This window comes from Chryseobacterium lactis (genome assembly GCF_003815875.1).
GTDB lineage: Bacteria > Bacteroidota > Bacteroidia > Flavobacteriales > Weeksellaceae > Chryseobacterium > Chryseobacterium lactis.
In genome coordinates, this window is record NZ_CP033924.1 from 3,204,222 (window position 1) to 3,226,234 (window position 22,013).

The 22,013-nt window shown below is 35.9% G+C and carries 25 protein-coding genes and 1 riboswitch; of the genes, 14 read left to right on the forward strand and 11 right to left on the reverse strand.

Features of this window, described 5'->3' with window-relative positions; all coding sequences use genetic code 11:
• The gene (locus EG342_RS14205) at positions 1 to 1,206 is read right to left on the reverse strand and encodes a metallophosphoesterase (protein ID WP_103292938.1); all 1,206 of its coding nucleotides are present in this window, start codon (positions 1,204 to 1,206) and stop codon (positions 1 to 3) included.
• A gap of 69 nt (positions 1,207 to 1,275) precedes the next feature.
• Positions 1,276 to 2,343, reverse strand: coding sequence for a 3-oxoacyl-ACP synthase III family protein (locus EG342_RS14210; protein WP_103292937.1), 1,068 nt, complete (start codon positions 2,341 to 2,343; stop codon positions 1,276 to 1,278).
• A gap of 101 nt (positions 2,344 to 2,444) precedes the next feature.
• Here EG342_RS14210 and EG342_RS14215 point away from each other — a divergent pair, with 101 nt between their 5' ends.
• From EG342_RS14215 to EG342_RS14255, 9 genes are all read left to right on the forward strand, one after another.
• Positions 2,445 to 3,014: a hypothetical protein gene (locus EG342_RS14215; protein WP_103292936.1), complete on the forward strand. Its 570-nt coding sequence runs from the start codon at positions 2,445 to 2,447 to the stop codon at positions 3,012 to 3,014.
• Between the two features lie 3 nt (positions 3,015 to 3,017).
• The gene (gene ubiE / locus EG342_RS14220; protein ID WP_103292935.1) at positions 3,018 to 3,749 is read left to right on the forward strand and encodes a bifunctional demethylmenaquinone methyltransferase/2-methoxy-6-polyprenyl-1,4-benzoquinol methylase UbiE; all 732 of its coding nucleotides are present in this window, start codon (positions 3,018 to 3,020) and stop codon (positions 3,747 to 3,749) included.
• A 3-nt stretch (positions 3,750 to 3,752) separates the two neighbouring features.
• Positions 3,753 to 4,535, forward strand: a complete 783-nt coding sequence (gene porT / locus EG342_RS14225; RefSeq protein WP_103292934.1) for a type IX secretion/gliding motility protein PorT/SprT — start codon at positions 3,753 to 3,755, stop codon at positions 4,533 to 4,535.
• A gap of 138 nt (positions 4,536 to 4,673) precedes the next feature.
• Complete coding sequence (locus EG342_RS14230; protein ID WP_103292933.1) at positions 4,674 to 4,976, forward strand: hypothetical protein; 303 nt, start codon at positions 4,674 to 4,676, stop codon at positions 4,974 to 4,976.
• On the forward strand, positions 4,976 to 5,263 hold the full coding sequence (locus EG342_RS14235) for a cell division protein ZapA (RefSeq protein ID WP_103292932.1): 288 nt from the start codon (positions 4,976 to 4,978) through the stop codon (positions 5,261 to 5,263). Before EG342_RS14230 ends, EG342_RS14235 begins: the two co-directional genes overlap by 1 nt.
• 232 nt (positions 5,264 to 5,495) lie before the next feature.
• Positions 5,496 to 7,061 carry a ribonuclease Y gene (gene rny / locus EG342_RS14240; protein ID WP_103292931.1) on the forward strand — a complete coding sequence of 522 codons (1,566 nt, stop codon included), beginning with the start codon at positions 5,496 to 5,498 and terminating at the stop codon, positions 7,059 to 7,061.
• Between the two features lie 73 nt (positions 7,062 to 7,134).
• On the forward strand, positions 7,135 to 8,376 hold the full coding sequence (locus EG342_RS14245; RefSeq protein WP_103292930.1) for an MFS transporter: 1,242 nt from the start codon (positions 7,135 to 7,137) through the stop codon (positions 8,374 to 8,376).
• A 118-nt stretch (positions 8,377 to 8,494) separates the two neighbouring features.
• Positions 8,495 to 8,680, forward strand: a complete 186-nt coding sequence (locus EG342_RS14250; RefSeq protein ID WP_103292929.1) for a hypothetical protein — start codon at positions 8,495 to 8,497, stop codon at positions 8,678 to 8,680.
• Positions 8,681 to 8,967: 287 nt separating this feature from the next.
• Positions 8,968 to 9,150: a hypothetical protein gene (locus tag EG342_RS14255; RefSeq protein ID WP_103292928.1), complete on the forward strand. Its 183-nt coding sequence runs from the start codon at positions 8,968 to 8,970 to the stop codon at positions 9,148 to 9,150.
• Positions 9,151 to 9,229: 79 nt separating this feature from the next.
• Here the strand turns inward: EG342_RS14255 and EG342_RS14260 are convergent, their stop codons facing one another.
• The 4 genes from EG342_RS14260 to EG342_RS14280 all read right to left on the reverse strand — a co-directional run bounded on the left by EG342_RS14260 (position 9,230) and on the right by EG342_RS14280 (position 13,577).
• Complete coding sequence (locus tag EG342_RS14260; RefSeq protein WP_103292927.1) at positions 9,230 to 10,165, reverse strand: YeiH family protein; 936 nt, start codon at positions 10,163 to 10,165, stop codon at positions 9,230 to 9,232.
• Positions 10,166 to 10,424: 259 nt separating this feature from the next.
• Positions 10,425 to 11,300: a LysR substrate-binding domain-containing protein gene (locus tag EG342_RS14265; RefSeq protein WP_103292926.1), complete on the reverse strand. Its 876-nt coding sequence runs from the start codon at positions 11,298 to 11,300 to the stop codon at positions 10,425 to 10,427.
• 169 nt (positions 11,301 to 11,469) lie between these two features.
• Entirely contained in the window at positions 11,470 to 12,777 is a 1,308-nt protein-coding gene (locus EG342_RS14270) for a voltage-gated chloride channel family protein (protein ID WP_185126915.1), read from the reverse strand.
• A 30-nt stretch (positions 12,778 to 12,807) separates the two neighbouring features.
• Positions 12,808 to 12,875, reverse strand: a riboswitch (Fluoride riboswitch).
• Positions 12,876 to 13,109: 234 nt separating this feature from the next.
• Entirely contained in the window at positions 13,110 to 13,577 is a 468-nt protein-coding gene (locus EG342_RS14280; protein WP_103292925.1) for an acyl-CoA thioesterase, read from the reverse strand.
• A 113-nt stretch (positions 13,578 to 13,690) separates the two neighbouring features.
• Here EG342_RS14280 and EG342_RS14285 point away from each other — a divergent pair, with 113 nt between their 5' ends.
• Together EG342_RS14285 and EG342_RS14290 are read left to right on the forward strand one after the other, a co-directional pair.
• Entirely contained in the window at positions 13,691 to 14,044 is a 354-nt protein-coding gene (locus EG342_RS14285; RefSeq protein WP_103292924.1) for an arsenate reductase family protein, read from the forward strand.
• Positions 14,045 to 14,155: 111 nt separating this feature from the next.
• Positions 14,156 to 14,524, forward strand: a complete 369-nt coding sequence (locus EG342_RS14290) for a hypothetical protein (protein ID WP_123868102.1) — start codon at positions 14,156 to 14,158, stop codon at positions 14,522 to 14,524.
• Positions 14,525 to 14,586: 62 nt separating this feature from the next.
• Here EG342_RS14290 and gcvT read toward each other — a convergent pair whose 3' ends face one another.
• The 3 genes from gcvT to idi are packed head-to-tail and all read right to left on the reverse strand — an operon-like array spanning position 14,587 to position 16,647.
• Positions 14,587 to 15,663, reverse strand: a complete 1,077-nt coding sequence (gene gcvT, locus EG342_RS14295; RefSeq protein WP_103292922.1) for a glycine cleavage system aminomethyltransferase GcvT — start codon at positions 15,661 to 15,663, stop codon at positions 14,587 to 14,589.
• A 9-nt stretch (positions 15,664 to 15,672) separates the two neighbouring features.
• The gene (locus EG342_RS14300) at positions 15,673 to 16,137 is read right to left on the reverse strand and encodes a hypothetical protein (protein ID WP_103292921.1); all 465 of its coding nucleotides are present in this window, start codon (positions 16,135 to 16,137) and stop codon (positions 15,673 to 15,675) included.
• Complete coding sequence (gene idi, locus EG342_RS14305; RefSeq protein WP_103292920.1) at positions 16,138 to 16,647, reverse strand: isopentenyl-diphosphate Delta-isomerase; 510 nt, start codon at positions 16,645 to 16,647, stop codon at positions 16,138 to 16,140.
• A 346-nt stretch (positions 16,648 to 16,993) separates the two neighbouring features.
• Here idi and EG342_RS14310 point away from each other — a divergent pair, with 346 nt between their 5' ends.
• Together EG342_RS14310 and EG342_RS14315 are read left to right on the forward strand one after the other, a co-directional pair.
• Positions 16,994 to 17,404, forward strand: coding sequence for an LNS2 domain-containing protein (locus tag EG342_RS14310; protein WP_103292919.1), 411 nt, complete (start codon positions 16,994 to 16,996; stop codon positions 17,402 to 17,404).
• 80 nt (positions 17,405 to 17,484) lie between these two features.
• Positions 17,485 to 18,444 carry a D-2-hydroxyacid dehydrogenase gene (locus EG342_RS14315; RefSeq protein ID WP_103292918.1) on the forward strand — a complete coding sequence of 320 codons (960 nt, stop codon included), beginning with the start codon at positions 17,485 to 17,487 and terminating at the stop codon, positions 18,442 to 18,444.
• 47 nt (positions 18,445 to 18,491) lie between these two features.
• Here the strand turns inward: EG342_RS14315 and EG342_RS14320 are convergent, their stop codons facing one another.
• Both EG342_RS14320 and mscL read right to left on the reverse strand, forming a co-directional pair.
• Positions 18,492 to 19,535: a peptide-N-glycosidase F-related protein gene (locus EG342_RS14320; protein ID WP_103292917.1), complete on the reverse strand. Its 1,044-nt coding sequence runs from the start codon at positions 19,533 to 19,535 to the stop codon at positions 18,492 to 18,494.
• A 263-nt stretch (positions 19,536 to 19,798) separates the two neighbouring features.
• Complete coding sequence (gene mscL / locus EG342_RS14325) at positions 19,799 to 20,179, reverse strand: large conductance mechanosensitive channel protein MscL (RefSeq protein WP_103292916.1); 381 nt, start codon at positions 20,177 to 20,179, stop codon at positions 19,799 to 19,801.
• 245 nt (positions 20,180 to 20,424) lie between these two features.
• Here mscL and EG342_RS14330 point away from each other — a divergent pair, with 245 nt between their 5' ends.
• On the forward strand, positions 20,425 to 21,942 hold the full coding sequence (locus EG342_RS14330; protein ID WP_103292915.1) for an NAD(P)H-hydrate dehydratase: 1,518 nt from the start codon (positions 20,425 to 20,427) through the stop codon (positions 21,940 to 21,942).
• The last annotated feature ends 71 nt before the right edge of the window (positions 21,943 to 22,013 follow it).

Here is a 22,013-nt window from a genome sequence, read left to right on the forward strand (position 1 = left end):
TTAACTCAACTCAAAAAGAGTAATCTCCGGCAATACGCCAACTCTTCCCGGATATCCCAACACTCCAAAACCTCTGTTGACATACAGTTGTTTCCCTTCACTTTCATACAAATCTGCCCATTTTGGGTAGCGGTACTGAACCGGTGACCATTTTATATTTTTAAGATCCAGGCCAAACTGCATTCCATGAGTGTGTCCCGAAAGGGTCAGATGGATGTTTCCCGGATGTTTTTTAACCACATAATCAAAATGGGTAGGGTCGTGGCTCATTAAAATCTTTGTAGCAGATTCCGGGATGTCTTGTAGGGCGTCGTCAATCTTACCGAATTGAGGGAATGGTTTCAAACCCCAGTTTTCTACTCCAAGAATATATAATTTTTCTCCGTTTTTTTCAATAACGCGGTGCTCGTTTCTCAGCATGTCAAAACCTGCCTGCTTTTCGTAATCAATCAGGGTGTCAAGGTTTTTCTTTTTGGCATCAAGGGAAGCCCAGGTTACATAATCTCCATAATCATGGTTTCCTAATACGGCAAATTTGCCGTCTTTCGCTTTGATTTTTGAAAATAAAGGAATGAAAGGTTTGAATTCATCTGCGACATTGTTGACCATATCTCCGGTAAAAAGTACCAGGTCTGGATTTTGCTCGTTAATCAGATCAATGGCGTGTTGCAGTTTATCAGGGTCAGAGAAGCTTCCGCTGTGAACATCAGAAATCTGAATGATTTTATAGCCTTTAAAACTTTTTGGAAGATTGCCGAGTTTTACTTTTATTCTTCTCACTTTATGGCGGTATTTTCCGAAAGTTATACCATCAATAAACAGCACAGAGAGCACTCCGCCCATTCCCAGTCCTACCAGACTTAGGAATTTTCTTCTTTCAGGGAAAAAATTGTCTGTGGATTGGGTGAACCCTACGGCATAACTTCCCAGCCTGAAAATATCATCAATTAATAAAAATAAAACCACAAAGATTTTGGGAAGAATAAATATTAAAAACAATGAAATCATAATCTGAGGTCTCATCATACTACGATCTGACTTTTGATAATGGGTCACTTCATAAGCGAAAATTCCGTAAATGATTAAAGATACAGCCCAGTAGCCGGTTCTCAGCCAGAAATTATCAGTGAGTGTTCTTACAGCCTGATAAATATAAATCTCCAAAAACAGGAAAATTCCGGCAATAATTAAAAGATTCTTTTGCATAATCTGATGTAAAAAAAGCACAAAGAAGACTTCCTTTGTGCTTTTATATTTTTAGTTGTTTAAATATTTTTAAGGAAATCTGTAAACGATAGCATTGATGTTCATTCCGGCACCTACCGAAGTCATCACAATGTTACCATTATCTTTAAACGTTTGACCCTCCATTTTTCCTTTAATTATTAAATCATACATTGTAGGAATGGTAGCAACAGAGGTATTTCCAAGGTCTTGAATTGTCATTGGAGAGATCGCATGATTATATTCTTTCACGTCATAAAGTCTGTGAAGTCTTTCAATCATTGCATAATCCATCTTGGCATTTGCTTGGTGAATTAAAATTTTATCAATGTCTTCAATAGAAAGACCTGCATCGGTGATAGTATCTTTGATTGCTACAGGAACATTTTTAAGAGCGTACTCGTAAATTTTTCTTCCCAGCATTCTTACATAAAGACGTTTTTGATCTACTTCTTTATTGATAGAAGGTTGGTTCTCAAGGTAGTTTAGCTCAGGTCCGTTATCGCAGATCGTATTGTGAGCGATGATTCCTACATTTTCTTCACCAGTCGCTTTTACCACTACGGCACCGGCACCGTCTGCAAAGATCATTCTGTTTCTGTCATGTGGATCGGTTACACGGCTTAATGTTTCTGCTCCGATAATTAAAATAGTTTTGGCAACTTTAGCTTTAATTAAATTATCCGCTAAAATCATACCTTCCACCCATCCCGGACATCCGAAAATCATGTCATAGGTTACACATTTTCTGTTTTTGATACCTAGCTTGTTCTTTACTCTCGCAGCCATTGTCGGCATAAAGTCAGCATATCCGTTTTCCGTAACTTCTCCAAAATTACTTGCGTAAATGATATAATCAAGTTCCTCACCGTCTACTTTGGCATCCTCAAGGGCAATTTTTGCGGCTTCATATCCGATTTGTGAATTAGAAAGATCATCCTCAATAAATCTCCTGTTTTCGATTTCTGTAATTTCTACAAACTTCGCAATGGTCTCTTCTGCAGGCTTTTCAATCTTTACTCCGTCTTCCGTATAAAACTCGGAATTCATGAAGTAATCTCTACCAATAACTCTGTTCGGAATGTAAGATCCAGAGCCAATAATGATCGTATTCGGCATTCGTTTATATGATTTTTTTAAAGATGCAAAGTTAATAATTAATATTAATAACGGAGAATTAAAAATATTATTAAATTTGCAAAAATTGTACTTTACAATCTATGAAAAACAACTCGTCCTTAAAAGGCTTACTTATTGCAGCTGTGGCGTTTATCGTTGCCTTTGGGATCTACTTCCTTTTTTTAGCCAAGAAGAATTATTATGTTGTAGATAATCCTACCCCGAATACGTATTACTTTAAAATCAATAATGGTTCCGAGGGAATCATTTCTGCGGGGCAGTATGTGCATGTGGATTTGAATAAAGGGAAAAACTCTATTCAGGTTTTCGATCAAAATAAAAAAATGCTTTACGATTCGGCATTTGAAGTGAACAAGCTTCGTGGTTTGATTAATATTGCACATCAGGATTACTATGTGAACGATCAGTATTACGGATACAATCTTAAAAAAGATTCGTTACTGACGGTACTTGATAAGACTAAAATTGACGGAAAGGATTACGTCGGAGGGGCAAAGCGATTTAGCAAGCTTTACACAGAAGAATTTTACTACAATGTAGATGAAGATTACGACAAAGTGATCAAGAATATCCAGAAAGTGGAATCAAGATCCAAAATCTTCAGAAAGCAGGATTACCTAAATTATTACAAAGAATATTACAAGTTTTAAGTTTTGACAAAAGATATCACCAAAGTTACTCCCTACAATTCAGAGGCTACAAAGAAGAGCCAGGTAGAGGATATGTTCGACAATATTGCACCGAAGTATGACCTTCTGAACCATGTTTTATCCATGAAAATTGACGTTTTATGGAGGAATAAACTGGTAAGATGGATGAAAAATGATAATCCGCAGGAAGTGCTGGATGTGGCTACAGGAACGGGAGATCTGGCGATTACGATCGAAAAAGGAACAGGTTCGAAAGTAGTTGGTTTAGATTTATCACAACAAATGCTGAATGTTGGCGTTATTAAAATAAAAAAACTTAAATTAGACGGCAAAATTTCCATGCTAAAAGGAGATGCAGAAAATTTACCTTTCGAGGACAATAGATTTGATGCTGTTTCCGTTGCATTTGGAGTAAGGAATTTTGAGAACCTTACCAAAGGTTTGGCAGAGTTAAGAAGAGTAGTTAAAGATAACAAAAGTGTTTATATACTGGAGTTTTCAAAGGTTGAGGGGTTCATGGGGCCATTTTATATGTTTTATTTTAAAAATATATTGCCTGCCATCGGCAGATTGGTTTCTAAGGATAATAGGGCATATACATACCTTCCGGATTCTGTAAATGCTTTTCCTTTCGGGGAAAAGATGAAACAAATTCTTTTAGATACGGGATTTAAGAAAGTAGAATATAAAAAATTAAGTTTAGGTATAGCCACAATTTACAAAGCAACAAAGTAACCTATGAATAAATTTCTATTAAAAGCACTGGTTTTGACCTCAGTAAATGTTGCCGTTTTTGCAAACGCGCAATTTAGAACCCGAAACAGAATGGATAAGTTGGAAGACTTTGACGAACAAAAATTCAGTTGGGGGTTTTACTTGAACGGGAACAGACTGGATTACCGCATTGTACTCAATCCCACTTATGGGATGAAGGATAATCAGAATCTTGTTACCTCTAAAGACAGTTACAGTTTCGGTGCGGGACTTATCGCAAAATGGAGACTGAATGACTATCTTGATGTAAGAATAGAACCTGGTTTGCAGTTTGCTCAAAGACAGTTGACTTTTAATACGCAATCAAATGACTTCTATGCCGGTGGATCTTTAACAAATCCTCCTTTCATGCCGATTCCTCTGCAGGAAAAAGATAAAGTAAGAGAAGTTAAATCTACTTTAGTTGATATTCCTGTAATGTTGGAACTTCATGGGCAAAGATGGTACAATTCAAGGCCTTATGTTGCAGCTGGGGTAAACTATATCGTAAACCTTCAGTCTAATGCAAGTTCTACTGATGATAACATGCAGGGGATCTTCAGATCTACTACTCATAATTTCGCATGGTCTGCAGAAATGGGGATTCAGTTTTATTTCAACAAATTTAAACTGACTCCGGGAATCAGAGGTACATTCTTTATGAATAATGAAAAAGTTGCAGATAATGCCACTACACCTCCTTATTGGGCAGCAGCAGTATCTACTTTGCAAACAAGAGCGATCATGTTTGTTCTTAAATTTGAATAAAAAATATCAGATTAAAAATACAAAGGAGGTGCTTCTGCATCTCCTTTTTTGTTGGTATACCAAAATATAGGGCTTTTTATTTTTGTTAGTGTCAATATTTTTTTATTTTTGCTTCTAGTTAGAATATACAAACCTGAAATGCTTCAAGATTTAGAAAACAATTTTTCAGAATTAGAGAGAAAGATTTTGGCTCTTCAAAAGAATTACAAAAGTCTTACTGAAAAGTTAACGGAATTAAATACTGAGCATGAGGACCTGAAGAAGAAATATGATGAGGAAAGAAGACGAAATCAGGTATTAGCAGAAGAACAAAAAAATATAAAACTTTATTCAGCAATATCAGGAAATCCTGAACACAATAGGTTAATGAAAAATCATATCAACAGATTGGTGAAAGAAATTGATTTCTGTATTGCTCAGCTTCAAAACAGTGGACTATAATGGAGGTAAGGAGAATAACCATAAACATTGCAGGAAGGGTATATCCGCTGAACGTACCGGCAGCAGAGGAAGAAACTTTGCGTAAAGTCGGGAAGCAGATCGAAAATATGATTAAAGATTTTGAACAAAACTTCGATGTAAGAGATAAACAGGATGCTTTGGCTATGTGTGCCCTGAAATTGGGAACCAACGCTGAAGTAGTTTCTCTTAACTACGAAAAAAATATTAATTCAACCAACGACAGATTAACTCAAATTAATCAGACGTTGAATGAAATCGGGAAATAGATTTTTTTTCCCGGAAAAAGACTGCCTACAATAATTCTAACACATTAAAGGTAAACTCAACGCTAAACAATTGCCGAACGAATGTCCATTAAATGGCGTGCCGGATTTCCGGATTACAGATAGTGGAAATCAGTTCAAATCGTGTTGATTAGGAGTTTACTCTCAATCTCTGAATTGTTGTGGGCTTTTTTATTTTAAACAATATGAATACAATTAAAACTCAATATACATTATGATAGAAGTTATAGTCGGGGTTGTTTGTTTAGTAATCGGAGCTGTAGTGGGGATGGTTTTCTCCAAAAGCTCTCTGAATACTAAGGCAAAATTTATTATAGATGATGCTAAGAAAAACGCCGAAAACCTTATAGAAAAAGCTAACGTACAAGCTGAATCCATAAAGAAAGAAAAGAACCTTCAGGCCAAAGAAAAATTCCTGGAACTGAAATCTCAGCATGATGCAGACATCCAGTCCCGCGAAAAGAAAATGCAGGAAGTTGAAAAAAGAACGAAGGATAAGGAACACAAGCTTAATGATGAGCTTAGTAAAGTTGGAAAGCTTGAAAAGGATTTAGATAAGCAAATTGGAGATTATTCTAAGAAAAATGAAATTCTGGAAAGAAAGCAGCAGGAATTAGACACAGCGACAGCTAAGAAAGTTGAAATACTTGAGAAAATCTCTAATTATACTGCTGATGAAGCTAAAGCAGAATTGGTAGAAACCATGAAAGCAGAGGCTAAAACAAGAGCTCAGGCGCATGTTCAGGGAATCATGGAAGAAGCCCAGATGAACGCTAAAAACGAGGCCAGAAAAATCGTTATCCAAACGATCCAGAGAATCGGAACTGAGCAGGCAATTGAAAACTCAGTATCAGTTTTCAACATTGAATCTGATGAGGTAAAAGGTAGAATTATCGGTAGAGAAGGTAGAAATATCCGTGCTTTGGAAGCGGTAACAGGAGTAGAAATTATCGTTGATGATACTCCGGAAGCTATTCTTCTTTCATGTTTCGATCCTGTAAGAAGAGAGATCGCAAGATTATCTTTACACAGATTGGTTACAGACGGTAGAATTCACCCGGCGAGAATTGAAGAAGTTGTTGAAAAAACAAGAAAACAAATCGAAGAGGAGATCATTGAAGTGGGTAAAAGAACGATCATTGATTTGGGAATCCACGGATTACATCCTGAATTGATTAAGATCGTAGGTAGAATGAAATACCGTTCTTCTTACGGACAAAACTTACTACAGCACTCAAGAGAAGTAGCTAATATTGCTGCAACAATGGCTGCTGAATTGGGACTAAACGTAAAATTAGCCAAGAGAGCAGGTCTGTTACACGATATTGGTAAAGTTCCTGAGCAGGAATCTGAATTACCTCACGCATTATTAGGAATGCAATGGGCTGAGAAATACGGTGAAAACCCAGAAGTAGTAAATGCTATTGGAGCTCACCACGACGAAATTGAAATGAAGTCGCTTTTATCTCCGATCATTCAGGTTGCCGATGCAATTTCAGGTGCAAGACCGGGAGCAAGAAGACAAGTATTGGAATCTTACATCCAGAGACTAAAAGACCTTGAATCTGCTGCGTTAAGCTTTGACGGAGTGTCAAGTGCCTATGCAATCCAGGCGGGTAGAGAATTAAGAGTAATGGTAGAGAGTGGAAAAGTAAATGATGAAGTAGCTTCTCAACTATCTTACGACATTTCTGAAAAGATCCAGAATGAACTTACATATCCTGGACAAGTAAAAGTAACAGTAATCAGAGAAACGAGAGCTGTGAATATTGCAAGATAATAATCAGACAAAGATATTTTATAAAAACCTTTCAAGAAATTGAAAGGTTTTTTATTTTTATCAAAACTTAAAAATGCAAGAACTGTCATTATCTTCAAAATTGAAGTACATTTTTTCAATTCCCGTTATTATTTCTGCCCTGGGCTATTTTGTAGACATTTATGATCTCCTGTTATTTGGGATTGTAAGGATCCCGAGTTTGAAGGCGTTAGGGCTGAATCCAGATGCGGATGGAACCTTTATTCTGAATTGTCAGATGATAGGATTATTAATCGGAGGTGTTTTCTGGGGAATTTTTGGAGATAAGAAAGGCAGGCTTTCTGTACTTTTCGGATCTATTCTGGTTTATTCCTTAGCGAATATTGCCTGCGGTTTTCTGCCGTATTTTCCAAAAGAGCATCTGTTGTACCAATACGCCGGTCTTAGATTCATTGCGGGGATTGGTTTGGCCGGAGAGCTGGGAGCAGGAATTACACTGGTTTCTGAAAGTTTACCGAAGAATTTAAGAGCCATCGGAACTTCCGTTGTAGCCGGTTTTGGACTGATGGGAGCAGTAGTAGCTCAACTTACCGTAGAATTGGCCGGAGGATGGAATATTTCTTATATCATCGGTGGAATTATGGGGGTAATGTTATTGCTGTTAAGAATAAGTGTCTCAGAATCGGGGATTTATAAAAATATTGAACATAAAAGTGTTTCTAAAGGTAATTTTCTATCCTTTTTCACGAATAAAGACAGATTGATAAGATATTTAAAATGTATCGCCGTAGGATTACCAACCTGGTACTGTATTGGTATTCTGGCCGTTTTAGCCAATCAATTTGCCCCTGAATTAGGAATAAAGGATATTAATCCCGGGAAAGCCATTATGTGGGCTTATGTAGGTATTTCCGTCGGAGACTTGTTGAGTGGTTTTATTTCTCATGCTCTGAAATCTCGTAAAATGGCTATATTTTATATGTTGATTTTTACATTGATTGGGGTGGCGATTATGCTTTTCGGAAATACAAATACGGAAAGCAAATATTATATGTTCTGTGTATGGCTGGGCTTTGGAACAGGGTATTGGGCAATGTTTGTTACTTTGGCAGCTGAGCAGTTCGGGACCAATATCAGAAATACGGCAACAACAACCGTTCCGAATATGGTAAGAGGATTGGTGCCTGTTATGATTTTAGCTTTCGATTCACTTAAAGGGCATTTTTCTGTGATAGAAAGTGCTGCTGTTGTAGGAGTGGTGGTATTTGGACTTGCTTTTTATTCATCCTTTACCATTTCTGAAACGCATAATAAAGACCTTGAGTTTACAGAATAATTCAATTGTATTTTTATCATTTAAAGATAAGAAAATGAGTTAATTAACATTTTTTTATGCCTTGAATATTAATTATTTATTTACTTTTGAAAGTAAACCAACTAAAAATCAAACCATCATGTCACAAAAAATTTTTAAAAACGCTAAAAAGCTAGGGAAGAATGATCTTAAAGAAATCATAGGAGGAGTAAGTGGGCCTGGAACTCCTGATCTTTCACAATGCGGCTGTAGTTGTACAGGTGCAGTTACGGGACCGGCCTATTGCAGTAAATATAAAAAATGTCTTCAGGTAATGACCTGCTGATAAAGATATTATTAATCACCAGAAACCTTTCAAGAAATTGGAAGGTTTTGTTTTTGTTAGCCTACCCATAAGAATCATTCGGTTTTTGCATGATCTGAACTCTTTTATTTGGTAAATTATTACTTTGTTTAAATAATAAAAGTCGATTTATATGGTTTTTTAATACATTAATAAGGCTATAATCAGAACGTTATTTAAATTTTAATTAAATTATGTTGCGAATAATTAATATTTGTTTAACTTTGGGAGGTAACTAAAACTAGATTATTTAATAACAATCAAATCACATGAAAATTATGAGAAATGCTAAAAAGCTTAACAAAGCAGACCTTAAGAACATTGCAGGAGGAATAAGCGGAAATCCCGATTTATCTCTTTGCGGATGCAGCTGTTCAGGTTCGGTAACCGGACCATGGTATTGCGTACAATATATCGGTTGTCCTCAGGTATATACTTGCGGGCAAGTGTAAGAACTTATTTCAACACGAAATAAACATTTCCACATTTAATAAGCGGAACCCTTTTGATTTCAAGAGGGTTCCGCTGCTTTTAATGAATAATGTAAAGCAAGCTGCCGATACTGATGGTCACCCACAACAATACAGCTGTCAGTAGAGGTTTAAATCCTATAGATTTCAATGTTTGAAGAGATAGAGTAGAACCAATGAAGAATAGAGTCAGATTTAATCCAGATTTTGCCAAAACGGTGATGGAAGTGCTGAACTGTTCAAGAACAGGAAAATAAGTATTCAACAAGATCGCCAGGATAAAGTAACCGATAAACCATGGGATTTTTATTTTTGATTCTTTGTTTTTAAAAATAAACATCGTGATCAATGAAACAGGAATAATCCATAAAGCACGGGCTAATTTCACTGTTGTGGCTACTTTTAACGCCTCATCGCCGTATTTACCGGCGGCACCTACCACAGAACTCGTATCATGAATTCCTACTGCACACCATAATCCAAACTGTTCCTGAGAAAGATTCAGCAGATGTCCGATGGCAGGATATATGAATAGTGCAATAGAGTTTAAGGTAAAAACAATAGCTAAAGCCAGAGAAATTTGTTTCGTACTTGGTTTAATAATAGGTGACACAGCAGCAATGGCACTTCCTCCACAAATTGCAGTTCCGGCAGATAAGAGGTAAGACAAAGGTCTTTCAAGCTTAAATATTTTTCCCAGAATAAATCCCAATCCCATTACGGTAACAATACTGACCACAGTCAGCATCAATCCCGTTTTCCCGGCATGTAAAGCTTCATCAAGCTTTAATCCAAACCCAAGACCAACAATAGAGATTTGTAATAACAGATGAATATATCGATGGAGATGTTTTTCAAATGGATTTCCTATAAACACAGCCAAAAGGAAACCTAATGCAAGAGCGATAGGAGAAGAAATGAGCGGAGTAAGGCATAAAACTGCCAGTACAATAAAAACTATTTTTCGTGTAGTTTCATTTTGAATGAAATCTTTCATATTGCGAACTTTAAAATATGGGTCAAAATTCGGCAATATAGTATTACAAAGTAAATTGTATTTTGTTATGTTGAATAACTAAAAGTTATAACTTTGGTAAAAAGTAAATTTCAATGTTTGCTTGGCTACATCAATAGGGTTGGGCTATGATCCTGAGCATAAGCTGAAAGCTTACGAACGAAGTTCACGAAGGAAGCCCGGCCAAAACAAATAAAACAAACAAATAATTCCATTGGCTTTAGCCAAAACCTGGAAGGATTTACTCTGCAAATTTCAAAAATAGCTCTATCAACTCTGACTGTTCTCCTTTAGGAAGAATAAAATGAAAATCCCTCTCAATACTGAAGTTTTTGATGTCGATGACAGTTAAGGTATTGTTTTTTAACTCATTAAGAATCGTGCTGATTGAGAGAAATGCCATGCAATCAGAATGCAGAAGATAGTTCTTGATACTTTCACTGCTTCCAAGTTGTATGACGGTGTTCAATTCATTGATATTCACTTCCTTTTCCTTAAAACGATTTTGAATGAATTCCAATGTTCCAGAGCCTTGCTCACGGAAGATCAGATTGAGATCATACAGATCTTTTAGATTTAAAGTCTTATGGGCGAGTGCATGATCAGCTTTTGCGGCCAATACAATTTCATCAGCTTTAAAAGTTTTATACTCAAAATAAGAAGACTGCGACTCTCCTTCAATAATGCCAAGATCAACTTTTCCTTCTTTTAAAAGAGCCGAAATCGCTTCAGTATTTCCTGTAAGGAGTTCTATTTTAATATCTTTATAATAGGTTTTGAATTTTGCCAATAGTTCAGGTAAGATGTATTGTGCAACGGTTGTACTTGCTCCAATAATCAGTTTTCCTTTGTGCTGCTGATTGATCTGACTGATTTCAAATTCAAGATCACGGTAAATATTTCGTATTTTCTCAGCATACTCGTACAAAATCTTTCCGCTTTGTGTCAATTGAATAGAAGTACCTTTTCGATTAAATAATTTTGTACCTAATTGGTTTTCAATTTCTTTAATGTGTTTTGTGACTGCCGGTTGTGAAATATGGAGTTCTTCCGAAGCTTTGGTAAAACTTAGCCTGGATGCCACAGTATGAAAAACTTTTAATCTGTAATCGAACATATTGCAAAAATACATATTATAGCTGTAATGTATGCCGCTTTTTTTGTTTGAAACAGTGAAAGTACCGGAGATTTTTGAAGGTTTGAGAGCGAGAGAGGAGAGCTTTATAGAGCTTTAAAAATCTGCGTGGGATTGAATAATCATTTGAGCTTTAATCTCAAAACCTCCCTTACAGAAAATCTGAAACAGATCTATCCTGTTGACTTTCATATCTGCGGTTCTTAGCTTCTCCAATCTTTTGTCGAGTATAAATACTGTTATGTCCCGACAGAAGGTAAGAAACAACACAAGCGATGGCTATATAGACGCCACTTTCCACTCCGAATAATTCTATTCCCATCAGCATACAGGCCAAAGGAGTATTGGTTGCTCCCGCAAATACGGCCACAAAACCCATTCCTGCCAACAAACCGAAAGGTAGTGGAATAAACAATGATAATGCACTTCCTAAGGTAGCTCCAATGAAAAATAAAGGAGTGACTTCCCCTCCTTTGAATCCAGCTGAAAGCGTTATAATGGTAAAGGCCATTTTCAACGCAAAATCATATAAGGGAAGTTGTTTTTCAAAAGATTCTAGGATGACCGGAACTCCTAATCCGATATACCGGGTAGTTCCCATAATCAATACTGCCAAAACGATGATAGTACCTCCAATAACGGGACGAAGTGGAGGGTATTTAATTTTTGATTTAAAAACAGAGCCTGCCCAATGGATAATTCTGCTAAAAGCTGCTGCACAGATTCCAAAAGCTATTCCAGCCAGAATACTATATAAGATGGGTAAAAACTCTAATTTAGGAATAAAATCGATGTGATAATGTGTGTGTTTCACTTTCCAGAGGTTAGTGACCAGATCTGCTAAAATAGCAGAAGCAAAGGCCGGAAATATGGCGTTATAACGTATTCTTCCGATTAAAAAAACTTCAAGCCCAAAAATAGCTCCCGCCAAAGGAGTTCCGAAAATTGATCCGAAACCTGCGGCAATAGCAGCAATGATCAGTGTTTTTCTTTCGTTTTTATCAAGTTTGAAAGGTTTTGTAAGCTGATCTGCAATAGCTCCGGCCATTTGTAAAGCGGTTCCTTCACGACCTGCAGAACCGCCGAAGAAATGCGTGGCAATCGTTCCAAGATACACAAAAGGAGCCATTTTAAAGGGAATAATTCCTTTAGGATCATGAATAGTGTCAATCAGAAGGTTATTACCTGCCTCAACATCTTTACCCCAATAATAATATAAAAGCCCGATCAGAAAACCAGCTACAGGGAGCAATGCGATAAGCCACAAGTGATTTTCTCTGAAATTGGTAGCCCATTCTAAAGACTGTAAAAATCCCGCAGAAGCTGTTCCTACCAATGCTCCGATAATAATGCTGATCGACAGCCATTTCAAAATATAAGGCAAAGCCGGAAATTTTCTGAAGAAAAAATAGGTATGAAAAATTGCTTTTTTACCAAGTGTTCGTTGATGTTTTGACATAATAATCCTGATCAGTTATTGTTAATAATCTCTTAATCAGGCGTCATCAGCTTTTGTAAAGCGGTTGGGTAAGGAAGAACACCATTTCCTTTGAATAATGCAAATATATGAATTATGATAAAAAGATAAAAGATAAAAGATAAAAGATAAAAGATAAAAGATAAAAGATAAAAGATAAAAGATAAAAGATAAAAGATAAAAGATAAAAGATAAAAGATAAAAGATAAAAGATAAAAGATAAAAGATAAAAGATAAAAGATAAAAGATATTATCGTTAAATCTCAAAATGTGCTTGGCTACATCAATAGGGCTGGGCTTTAGCCCAGCCTACCCTATAAAAACGGCTTCATTTCATCCTCAATCTGCGTTCTCAGTTCCATCAGTCTTTTGGCGTATTGTTCCTGCAACTTTTCTTCTTCTGTAGTAGGGATCCATTTCGGAACCGGAAGTTTTTTACCGTTTTCATCTACGGCCACAAATACAATAATACAGTGTGTTTTCTTGTCAAAGGTAGGTTGTTTTAGGTTTCTTGAAAATACGTTGATCGAAATATGCATGCTTGAAGTTCCGGTATAGATGACCTGAGCATCTACTTTTACGACTTCTCCGATTTTAATAGGCTCATAAAAGCGGATTCCTCCCACATAAACCGTTACTGAATAATTTCCGCTCCATGTGGTAGCACAGGCATACCCGGCCTGATCAATCCATTTCATTACGCTTCCTCCATGTACATTTCCTCCGTAATTAACATCTGAAGGCTCTGAAATAAACTGAAAAGTAATAGGCTTGTTCTGCATCTTTATAAAATTTTAATAAAGTTATTTAATAATTTTCAAAGTTTTAGATTAAATCCTACTTTTGAAAGACGAAATCATAATGAAGAGATTTTTAATAAATAATAGAAACTATAATGAAGAAAGTATTTCACCTTAATACATGTGATACCTGCAGAAAAATTTTAGCACAATTTGACCTTACCGATTGGGAACTTCGTGAAATTAAAAAAGAACCGATCACAAAGGAAGAGCTGGCGGAAATGCATAAGAAAACAAAATCGTATGAAGCCTTATTTAGTAAAAAATCTACCCAGATCAAACTAAGAGGACTTGATGTAAAGTCTTTAACTGAAAAGGATTTTAAAGACCTGTTATTGGATCATTATACCTTTTTAAAGAGACCCGTTTTCCTTACTGACAAGGAGATTTTTGTAGGAAATGATAAAAAGAACGTAGAAGCGTTACAGGAATTTTTCGGTGTCAATTAATATCTGAAATTGTATATTTTTTATAATTGACATTTGAAAACCGGAACTTTAATAATCGTATTTTGTTTTTTGAACATTGGTTTTAATGCTCAGAATAAGGCGGTCAACCAGATGAAATCTACTAAAAATAGCAAGATAGTGGATACATTAGGCTATCTTAAAGCTTTTGAAGCCAATAAAAAAGAATATGTTGGCAAAAGCTTTTCCTTTTTATTATCAAAAATGGATAAGATGCAGCCTCAAACAATCTGGAGCGTTCCGAGTTCAGGAGATAGTACAGTGGTTACAAGGTCTTTATTCAGGTTTTCGGATATTAATTATCCTGTGATGAATGAAACCAAAATGATGATTACGTGGGAATCACAATTGCCCTATAAAACCGTAAGCTTTAATAATCAAAGAAATAAATTTTATTTTTCTGACTCTGAAAGACGATTTTACGGAACCAGGATTGTAAAAAATATTTTAGTATATCGGTAATAAAACAAACAAAAAAGGATGCCTTCAGTAGAAAGCATCCTTTTTAATGTATTTTTAAACAATTATACAAAAGGAGCTTTCACTACTTTTGCCGGAATGTTTTTATTTCTTACCTGAATGAAAATTTCAGAACCTAATTTGAAATAAGGCTTGTCTACATAAGCAAGACCTAATCCCACTTTTTTCATTGGAGACTGAGTTCCTGAAGTTACTTTTCCGATCACATTACCTTCAGCATCTACCACAGGATAATCATGTCTTGGAACTCCTTTGTCAGTAAGTTCGAAACCAACTAATTTTCTGGTAACCCCTTCTTCTTTCTGCTTTGCAAAAACATCTTTGGAAACAAAATCTTTATCAAACTTTGTAATCCATCCAAGACCTGCTTCAATAGGAGAAGTCGTATCGTCGATATCATTACCGTAAAGACAGAATCCTTTTTCTAATCTTAATGTGTCTCTGGAAGCCAATCCACAAGGAACAATCCCTTCTGATTCACCTGCTTTGATGATTTCATCCCAAAGTTTTTCAGCACTTTCATTTTTGAAATAAATTTCAAAACCTCCGCTTCCGGTATAACCCGTGTTGGAAATAATGATGTCATTTACTCCTGCAACACTACCTACTGTAAAGTGGTAATAAGGAATTTCAGAAAGATTTACATCAGTTAGCTTTTGTAGAATTTCGGTAGCTTTAGGTCCCTGGATTGCCAATAATGACATTTCATCAGAGGCATTCGTCATTTTGGCTCCGAAAGTATTGTATTTTGAAATATGATTCCAGTCTTTATCAATATTGGAAGCATTTACCACCACGAAATATTTGTCATCTTCCATTTTGTAAACGATAAGATCATCTACAATTCCTCCGTTTTCGTTCGGAAGACAAGAATATTGAGCTTTTCCGTTTTCCAGAGCATCTACATTATTGGTCGTTACCAATTGTAAAAGGTCTTTTGAACCCGGCCCTTCGATGAAAAACTGTCCCATGTGGGAAACATCAAATAATCCTGCTTTTTCTCTTACTGCAAAATGCTCTTCTGTTACTCCTGAATATTGTACAGGCATTTCATAACCTGCGAAAGGTACGATCTTAGCTCCCAAAGAAACATGTTTGTCGTACAAGGCTGTTTTCTTCATATTTAATTTTTATTTCTTTATTTTAAAACTGTTGAAAGTCTCATTGAATAGGGTCATATAGTTTCCGTTCCAGAATTTCTGGCCGCAATTGATGCTTACCAGATACAGATCTTTATCCTTTTGAAAGGCTCTTGTAATCCAGAACAGTTTTTCTTTTTGATCAAAATATTCGTAGAAGTATTCTGTATACCCTTTTTTGCTTTTGCTTTGCTTGATCTTGCTTTCTTCATCGCCCGATTTATAAAGAGCCAGGATGAATTTTTTCATTTCCCCTTTCGGCAGGGCCAGATCGTGGTACTCCGAAATGGTAATCGCTCCGATTTCATTGGTTGGGAAAATATTGACAATATCACTGTCATTGGTAGATTTCCAACCTTCAGGAACGTTAATGGAATAATTGGGGCTGTCGTATACTTTTTGAGCAAAAAAAAGACTTACCGTTAAAAAAGCGGATAAAAGCAATATTTTTTTCATCTAAAAATGGTGTTTATATTCTTCAAGAATGATTTTGAACCATTCTGTAAAATTTTCAGGAGATTCTGCAATTTCTTTGTCGAGATCTTCTGGAGAAATAAATCTTACTTCTTCCACTTCATCTTTATTTAGATTAAAATCCGATTCATGATTTCCTACAAATACATGGTCCAGTTCATGTTCCCATAAACCACCGCCAACATCTGCTTTGTAGATAAAATTGAATTTTTCTGAAAGTTCGGTCTCTATTCCCAATTCCTCCTGCAACCTGCGTTGTGCTCCGGCAAGATAAGTTTCTCCTTCTCTGGGATGGGAGCATACTGCATTGGTCCATTGACTGGGAGAATGGTATTTTCCTGAAGCTCTTTTCTGAAGAAGCATTTCGCCTTTGCTGTTGAAGAGGAATACTGAAAAAGCACGGTGCAAAAGGCCATTGATGTGAGCCTGCTGTTTCTCCATCAGACCCAAAACTTTATCTTCAGGATTTACTAAAACTACAAATTCTTCCATTCCTACAAATGTAAGTGTAATAAATGTATTTTGGAAATTTTTAGATAAACATCATGTTTTTGAATGAAAAAGACAAAATCTAAAAATAAGGGAATACACAGCTTTATATAAGGTAAATTAAAGATAAGGATTTCACTTTTTGCCGATTTGCCGTTTCCTGCTTCTTATTTTTTAAACATATTTAAAACCTGAAAACGAAAATTTTTAACCATAATTAGTGAAATGATTGATAAAATATTGATATTATTCATTAAATAATTGTTTTTATAGTAAAATTTTAACATAAATGAAGATTAATAAGTCCTGTACTTCTAAAAACCTTAACTTTGTTACTTAACAAGTACAGATGGAATTAGAATACATTGAACATTTGAGTCCTATTCTTAAGGATGGAGTAAAAAATTACTTAATAGACATTGACGGAACCATTACAGACGATGTTCCCAATGAAGAACCGGAAAGAATGGTTACCTGTGAGCCTTATCCCGACGCATTGGAAACCATCAACAAATGGTATGATGAAGGACATCAGATCTGTTTTTTCACTTCAAGAACTGAAAATCTGAAGCAAATCACCATCGACTGGCTGGATAAACATGGTTTTAAATACCATAGCGTACTCTGCGGAAAACCGAGAGGCGGAAATTACCACTGGATAGATAACCACCTGGTAAGAGCTACAAGATATAAAGGCAGATTTACAGATTTGGTAGAAAAGCAAGTAACGATCGAAGTCTTTAAGGAAGACGGAGAATAAAATTATAACTGAGAGATTTAAAGATTAAATGTGTATACTTTAATTTTTAAATCTTTTTACTTTTTAATATACGAGTATTTATGAAAGTTTTAGCAAACGACGGCCTGGATCAATCTGGAATTGATGCATTACAAGAAAAAGGCTTTGAAGTCATTACGACAAAAGTTCCACAGGAGTTTTTGGTGGAATATATTAACGAGCACAAGATCCGTACTTTACTGGTAAGAAGTGCTACGCAGGTAAGAAAAGATATTATTGACGGATGCCCGTCCATCGAAATCATCGGTAGAGGTGGAGTCGGAATGGATAATATTGATGTAGATTATGCAAGAGAAAAAGGAATCCATGTGATCAATACACCTTCTGCGTCTTCGGAATCGGTGGCCGAGCTTGTTTTTGCTCATTTGTTTTCAGGAGCCAGATTCCTTCAGGATTCCAATAGAAAGATGCCTTTGGTAGGTGATACAGAGTTTGCCGGACTTAAAAAAGCGTATGCTGCAGGTATCGAATTAAGAGGAAAGACCATTGGAATTATCGGTATGGGAAGAATAGGACAGGAGGTAGCAAGAATCGCTCTTGGACTTGGAATGAGAGTAGTTGCAGCTGATAACAATGTGGGAAGAGCCAGTATCAAAGTGAAATTCTATAACAACCAGTTTATCAATGTTGATATAGAAACAGAATCATTACAGGATGTTTTAAAGCACTCAGATTTTATCACATTACACGTTCCCGCTCAGAAGGAAGGCTATATGATTGGTAAAAATGAATTTGAAATGATGAAGGACGGCGTCGCTGTTGTCAACTGTTCCCGTGGAGGTGTGATTGATGAAACAGCTTTAATTGAAGCCCTTGATTCCGGAAAGCTAAGATTTGCAGGCTTGGATGTTTTCATCAACGAACCTACACCATCCAAAGAAATTTTAAACCACTCTAAAATCTCTCTGACTCCTCATACAGGAGCTTCTACCCTTGAAGCCCAGGATAGAATAGGTCTTTCTCTGGCAGAGCAGATTTCAAGTATTTTACAAATTCACTAATTGAAATAAAAAAGCAGTCTCTATCGGGACTGCTTTTTTATTTGATATTAATCGGTAACAACTGGAGCATTTATGGGAGTATTGCTTTTTGCAATTACAAAAGTAGAGATCGCATAAAATGCATTACCATTAGATCCGTTATTGGTCCAGTCCTGTAATTTGTATTCATAACTGAATTTGTTTGGAATCAAGGCGTTGTTTAGAATGTCAATTCGAGTGGGTACTATCATTCCCGGGCACCATCCGGCTCTATCCGGTTTCCAGTTTCCCGGAGCCTGATTATCGATTGGATTATTAGCACATCCTAAAGGAGCCAGCTGATGGGGAAATGTGTTTACATTATTGATTGCAATATTGTGGGTTCTGAAACACCATTCTGCACATGTTCTTCCTCCTGCGTCACTGGGAGTAGCCTGTCCCCAACCTGATATAATAGTTCTCAGATAAGCTTTTTGTGTGTTAGCAGGGAGTTGGATATTTTTTTTAAGATTCAGACTGTGAGTTTTACCATATGGGATGCCTTCATTAGAAGATTTGTTGTATTGAATGACAGGAATCACTGCTGAATATTTGTAATCAGGAGTACCATAAATAAAATCGAAATCTAAACTATATTCTCTTCCTTTAGCTAGCCACGTTTCAGTATAAATTTTTAATTCAGTCTTTCCAGTCAGAAGAGATTTAAAGTCCGTAACATCAATTTCTAATCCACGTGGCATCTTCTCTGTCCCTACCCAGTAAGGCGTAATAAAACGGCCGATTTCGTACCATTCACCAGTGCTCTTGTTTTTTACATATACATTTGCGTAACGATCCCATTCATCACATGTTTTATTAGGACAATCATTTTTAATAAACATTTTAATCGTTTTTACGTTGGCAATGTCTGTAGGAAGTGTAAATGTTCCTTCTGCACTTTGAGACAATCCATCTCCAAATGCATTCATTACTTTATTGAATGTTTTTACATTTACCGTTCCTTCTGTCATGACAGGTTGTTCAACGACCGGAATAGTGTTATCAACACCTTTACAAGACAATATACCTGCAAAAACATATGCAGATATTCCCAAAATAAGTAGTTTTTTCATAATGTATCTTTTTTTGATATCATTGTGAAATTAACCTTTTTATTTTTTATATATCAATATTAAGTGATTTAATTGTTGATTTGTGTATAGAATTCTTATTTATTTTAGATTGTCTTTAAATAGTGTTGGAGTTGGGGGTAAATGAAATAAAATTTTCAATGAAGTTAAAAAGTTTAAATTGACGCATAAAAAAACCGGAAAAGTTTATACTATTCCGGTTTTTTATAGATATGCCATGCCACGTAATTGGCATTAAACATTGATTATATATTGTTTTTGCTTTTCAAAAGATCTCTGATCTCAGTCAGTAACTTCTGATCTTCTGTTGGACCTGCAGGAGCCGGAGCATCTTTCTTGCTGATTTTGTTTGCACCTTTAATGATCCAGAAAAGAACCATAGCGATACACAAAAAGCTGATTACTGCAGAAAGGAAGTTTCCATAGGCAACACCATTCCAATTAAGTTTAGCGATATTTTCAGCGCCTGCAGCTTTCAATGCCGGATTTAATAGCAATGGAGTTACAACATCTTCTACCAATGATGTTACAATTTTACCGAATGCTGCTCCAATGATAACACCGACAGCCAGATCAAGTACATTGCCTTTAAAAGCAAACTCTTTAAATTCTTTAACAAATCCCATAATTTATATTTTTTTAATTGTATTTACACAAAAATATAATTTAAAAATGTAAAAAACATTACTTTTTATAGTTTTTTATTCCATAAACGTTGAATTTTATTCTAAATTCATATTTGTGATTTTAACGAAAACAAACACTTTGTATCAATCTCTTAACTCATTAATGATGACCTTGTATTTTTATTAGTAAGCCCCTATTGTAATCGAAAATCTTTTGTAATTTGCTTAAAGTTTGATTTTATATTATGAAAATTTTTACCGCAGAACAAATACGTGCATGGGATCAGTTTACCATTTCTCATGAACCTGTCCCTTCCATTCAGTTGATGGAAAGAGCCTCGATAGCTGTAGCCCACTGGATCTCTGAAAATTGCAAATATCATAGAAAAGCCGTTGTTTTTTGCGGTAACGGAAACAATGGTGGTGATGGTATTGCTGTTGCAAGGATGTTGTATCAAAAAGGGTTTGATGTAGATGTTTTTGTGAATAATCTAAAAGAGAAGTTTTCACATGATGCCTTGGTAAATCTTAAAAGGCTTCGTGATATTTCGGGGATTTCTATTAAAAAGTTCAGTGATATTGATGATTATAATTTTGATGATAAAACAATGATTGTTGACGCCCTTTTTGGAACGGGATTGTCAAGATCCTTGGAAGGTGAGTATAAAGAAGTAGTCAATCAACTCAATGCAAAAAAGAATATAAAAATATCCATAGACGTTCCTTCGGGTTTGCCAACGGATAAGATAATTGAAAATAAAGACTGTGTTTTCAACGCTGATTATACTTTAAGTTTTCAATCCTGGAAACGAACCTTTCTTCATCCCGAAGCTGGAGAATATACTGGAAAAGTCTTTATTCTCGATATAGATTTAAGTAAAGAATACGCTGAATCAGTTGCGGCAGAATATAATGTGATTGATGATCATCTCATCGATTCTATTTTTCAACCCAGAAAAGAGTTTTCACATAAAGGAACTTATGGTAAAGTGATGATGATTGCCGGAAGTTATGGAAAGGTAGGTGCTGCTGTATTAGCTACGAAATCAGCTTTAAAGACCGGAGCGGGATTAACTTTTACACTGGCTCCGGAATGTGGCTACGAAATATTGCAAACTTCCTGCCCGGAAGCTATGTTTTTCGCAGGTGGAAAGGAACATATAGAGAATTTCGATGTTGACGAAAATATGACGTGTGGAATCGGTCCCGGACTTGGAACTCACCCTCAAACTGAAAAGAGTTTTTTGAATTTCCTGAAAGGATATAATACTCCGTTGATTTTAGATGCAGATGCACTCAATATGATTTCCAAAGATTCGAAAAACCTTAAGTTCATTCCTGAAAAATCAATTCTGACTCCCCATCCGAAAGAGTTCGAAAGACTTTTTGGAAAAACTGATAATTCTTTTGATAGATTGGAACTGGCAAGAGAAAAGGCAAAAGAACTGCATGTTTATATTGTATTAAAAGATCATCATACCCAAATCATTAATCCGAAAGGAGAGGTATATTACAATATCACAGGAAATGCCGGCCTGGCCAAAGGAGGAAGTGGAGATATTCTTACAGGAATCCTGACGTCATTATTGGCGCAAGGATATTCCGAAGAAGATACCTGTATTCTGGGAGTTTGGCTGCATGGGAAAGCTGCTGATTTTGCTTCAGAGAAATACTCAAAAGAATCGATGCTCCCCACAGATGTGATCAATGAGTTGGGAAGTGTTTTTAAAGAACTTAACAAAAGAACAGAGAAAGATTTATAAAGGAGGTGAAAAGAAAAAGGGCAAATTCGCTGATTCGCCAATTTGCCCCCTTCAATATTTTATCTGTATAC

Coding starts and splice junctions, on each gene's coding strand:
- EG342_RS14205 (WP_103292938.1), bottom strand. CDS start 1,206: ATGCAAAAGAATCTTTTAATTATTGCCGGAATTTTCCTGTTTTTGGAG.
- EG342_RS14210 (WP_103292937.1), bottom strand. CDS start 2,343: ATGCCGAATACGATCATTATTGGCTCTGGATCTTACATTCCGAACAGA.
- EG342_RS14215 (WP_103292936.1), top strand. CDS start 2,445: ATGAAAAACAACTCGTCCTTAAAAGGCTTACTTATTGCAGCTGTGGCG.
- porT (WP_103292934.1), top strand. CDS start 3,753: ATGAATAAATTTCTATTAAAAGCACTGGTTTTGACCTCAGTAAATGTT.
- EG342_RS14230 (WP_103292933.1), top strand. CDS start 4,674: ATGCTTCAAGATTTAGAAAACAATTTTTCAGAATTAGAGAGAAAGATT.
- EG342_RS14235 (WP_103292932.1), top strand. CDS start 4,976: ATGGAGGTAAGGAGAATAACCATAAACATTGCAGGAAGGGTATATCCG.
- rny (WP_103292931.1), top strand. CDS start 5,496: ATGATAGAAGTTATAGTCGGGGTTGTTTGTTTAGTAATCGGAGCTGTA.
- EG342_RS14245 (WP_103292930.1), top strand. CDS start 7,135: ATGCAAGAACTGTCATTATCTTCAAAATTGAAGTACATTTTTTCAATT.
- EG342_RS14250 (WP_103292929.1), top strand. CDS start 8,495: ATGTCACAAAAAATTTTTAAAAACGCTAAAAAGCTAGGGAAGAATGAT.
- EG342_RS14255 (WP_103292928.1), top strand. CDS start 8,968: ATGAAAATTATGAGAAATGCTAAAAAGCTTAACAAAGCAGACCTTAAG.
- EG342_RS14260 (WP_103292927.1), bottom strand. CDS start 10,165: ATGAAAGATTTCATTCAAAATGAAACTACACGAAAAATAGTTTTTATT.
- EG342_RS14265 (WP_103292926.1), bottom strand. CDS start 11,300: ATGTTCGATTACAGATTAAAAGTTTTTCATACTGTGGCATCCAGGCTA.
- EG342_RS14270 (WP_185126915.1), bottom strand. CDS start 12,777: ATGTCAAAACATCAACGAACACTTGGTAAAAAAGCAATTTTTCATACC.
- EG342_RS14280 (WP_103292925.1), bottom strand. CDS start 13,577: ATGCAGAACAAGCCTATTACTTTTCAGTTTATTTCAGAGCCTTCAGAT.
- EG342_RS14285 (WP_103292924.1), top strand. CDS start 13,691: ATGAAGAAAGTATTTCACCTTAATACATGTGATACCTGCAGAAAAATT.
- EG342_RS14290 (WP_123868102.1), top strand. CDS start 14,156: ATGAAATCTACTAAAAATAGCAAGATAGTGGATACATTAGGCTATCTT.
- gcvT (WP_103292922.1), bottom strand. CDS start 15,663: ATGAAGAAAACAGCCTTGTACGACAAACATGTTTCTTTGGGAGCTAAG.
- EG342_RS14300 (WP_103292921.1), bottom strand. CDS start 16,137: ATGAAAAAAATATTGCTTTTATCCGCTTTTTTAACGGTAAGTCTTTTT.
- idi (WP_103292920.1), bottom strand. CDS start 16,647: ATGGAAGAATTTGTAGTTTTAGTAAATCCTGAAGATAAAGTTTTGGGT.
- EG342_RS14310 (WP_103292919.1), top strand. CDS start 16,994: ATGGAATTAGAATACATTGAACATTTGAGTCCTATTCTTAAGGATGGA.
- EG342_RS14315 (WP_103292918.1), top strand. CDS start 17,485: ATGAAAGTTTTAGCAAACGACGGCCTGGATCAATCTGGAATTGATGCA.
- EG342_RS14320 (WP_103292917.1), bottom strand. CDS start 19,535: ATGAAAAAACTACTTATTTTGGGAATATCTGCATATGTTTTTGCAGGT.
- mscL (WP_103292916.1), bottom strand. CDS start 20,179: ATGGGATTTGTTAAAGAATTTAAAGAGTTTGCTTTTAAAGGCAATGTA.
- EG342_RS14330 (WP_103292915.1), top strand. CDS start 20,425: ATGAAAATTTTTACCGCAGAACAAATACGTGCATGGGATCAGTTTACC.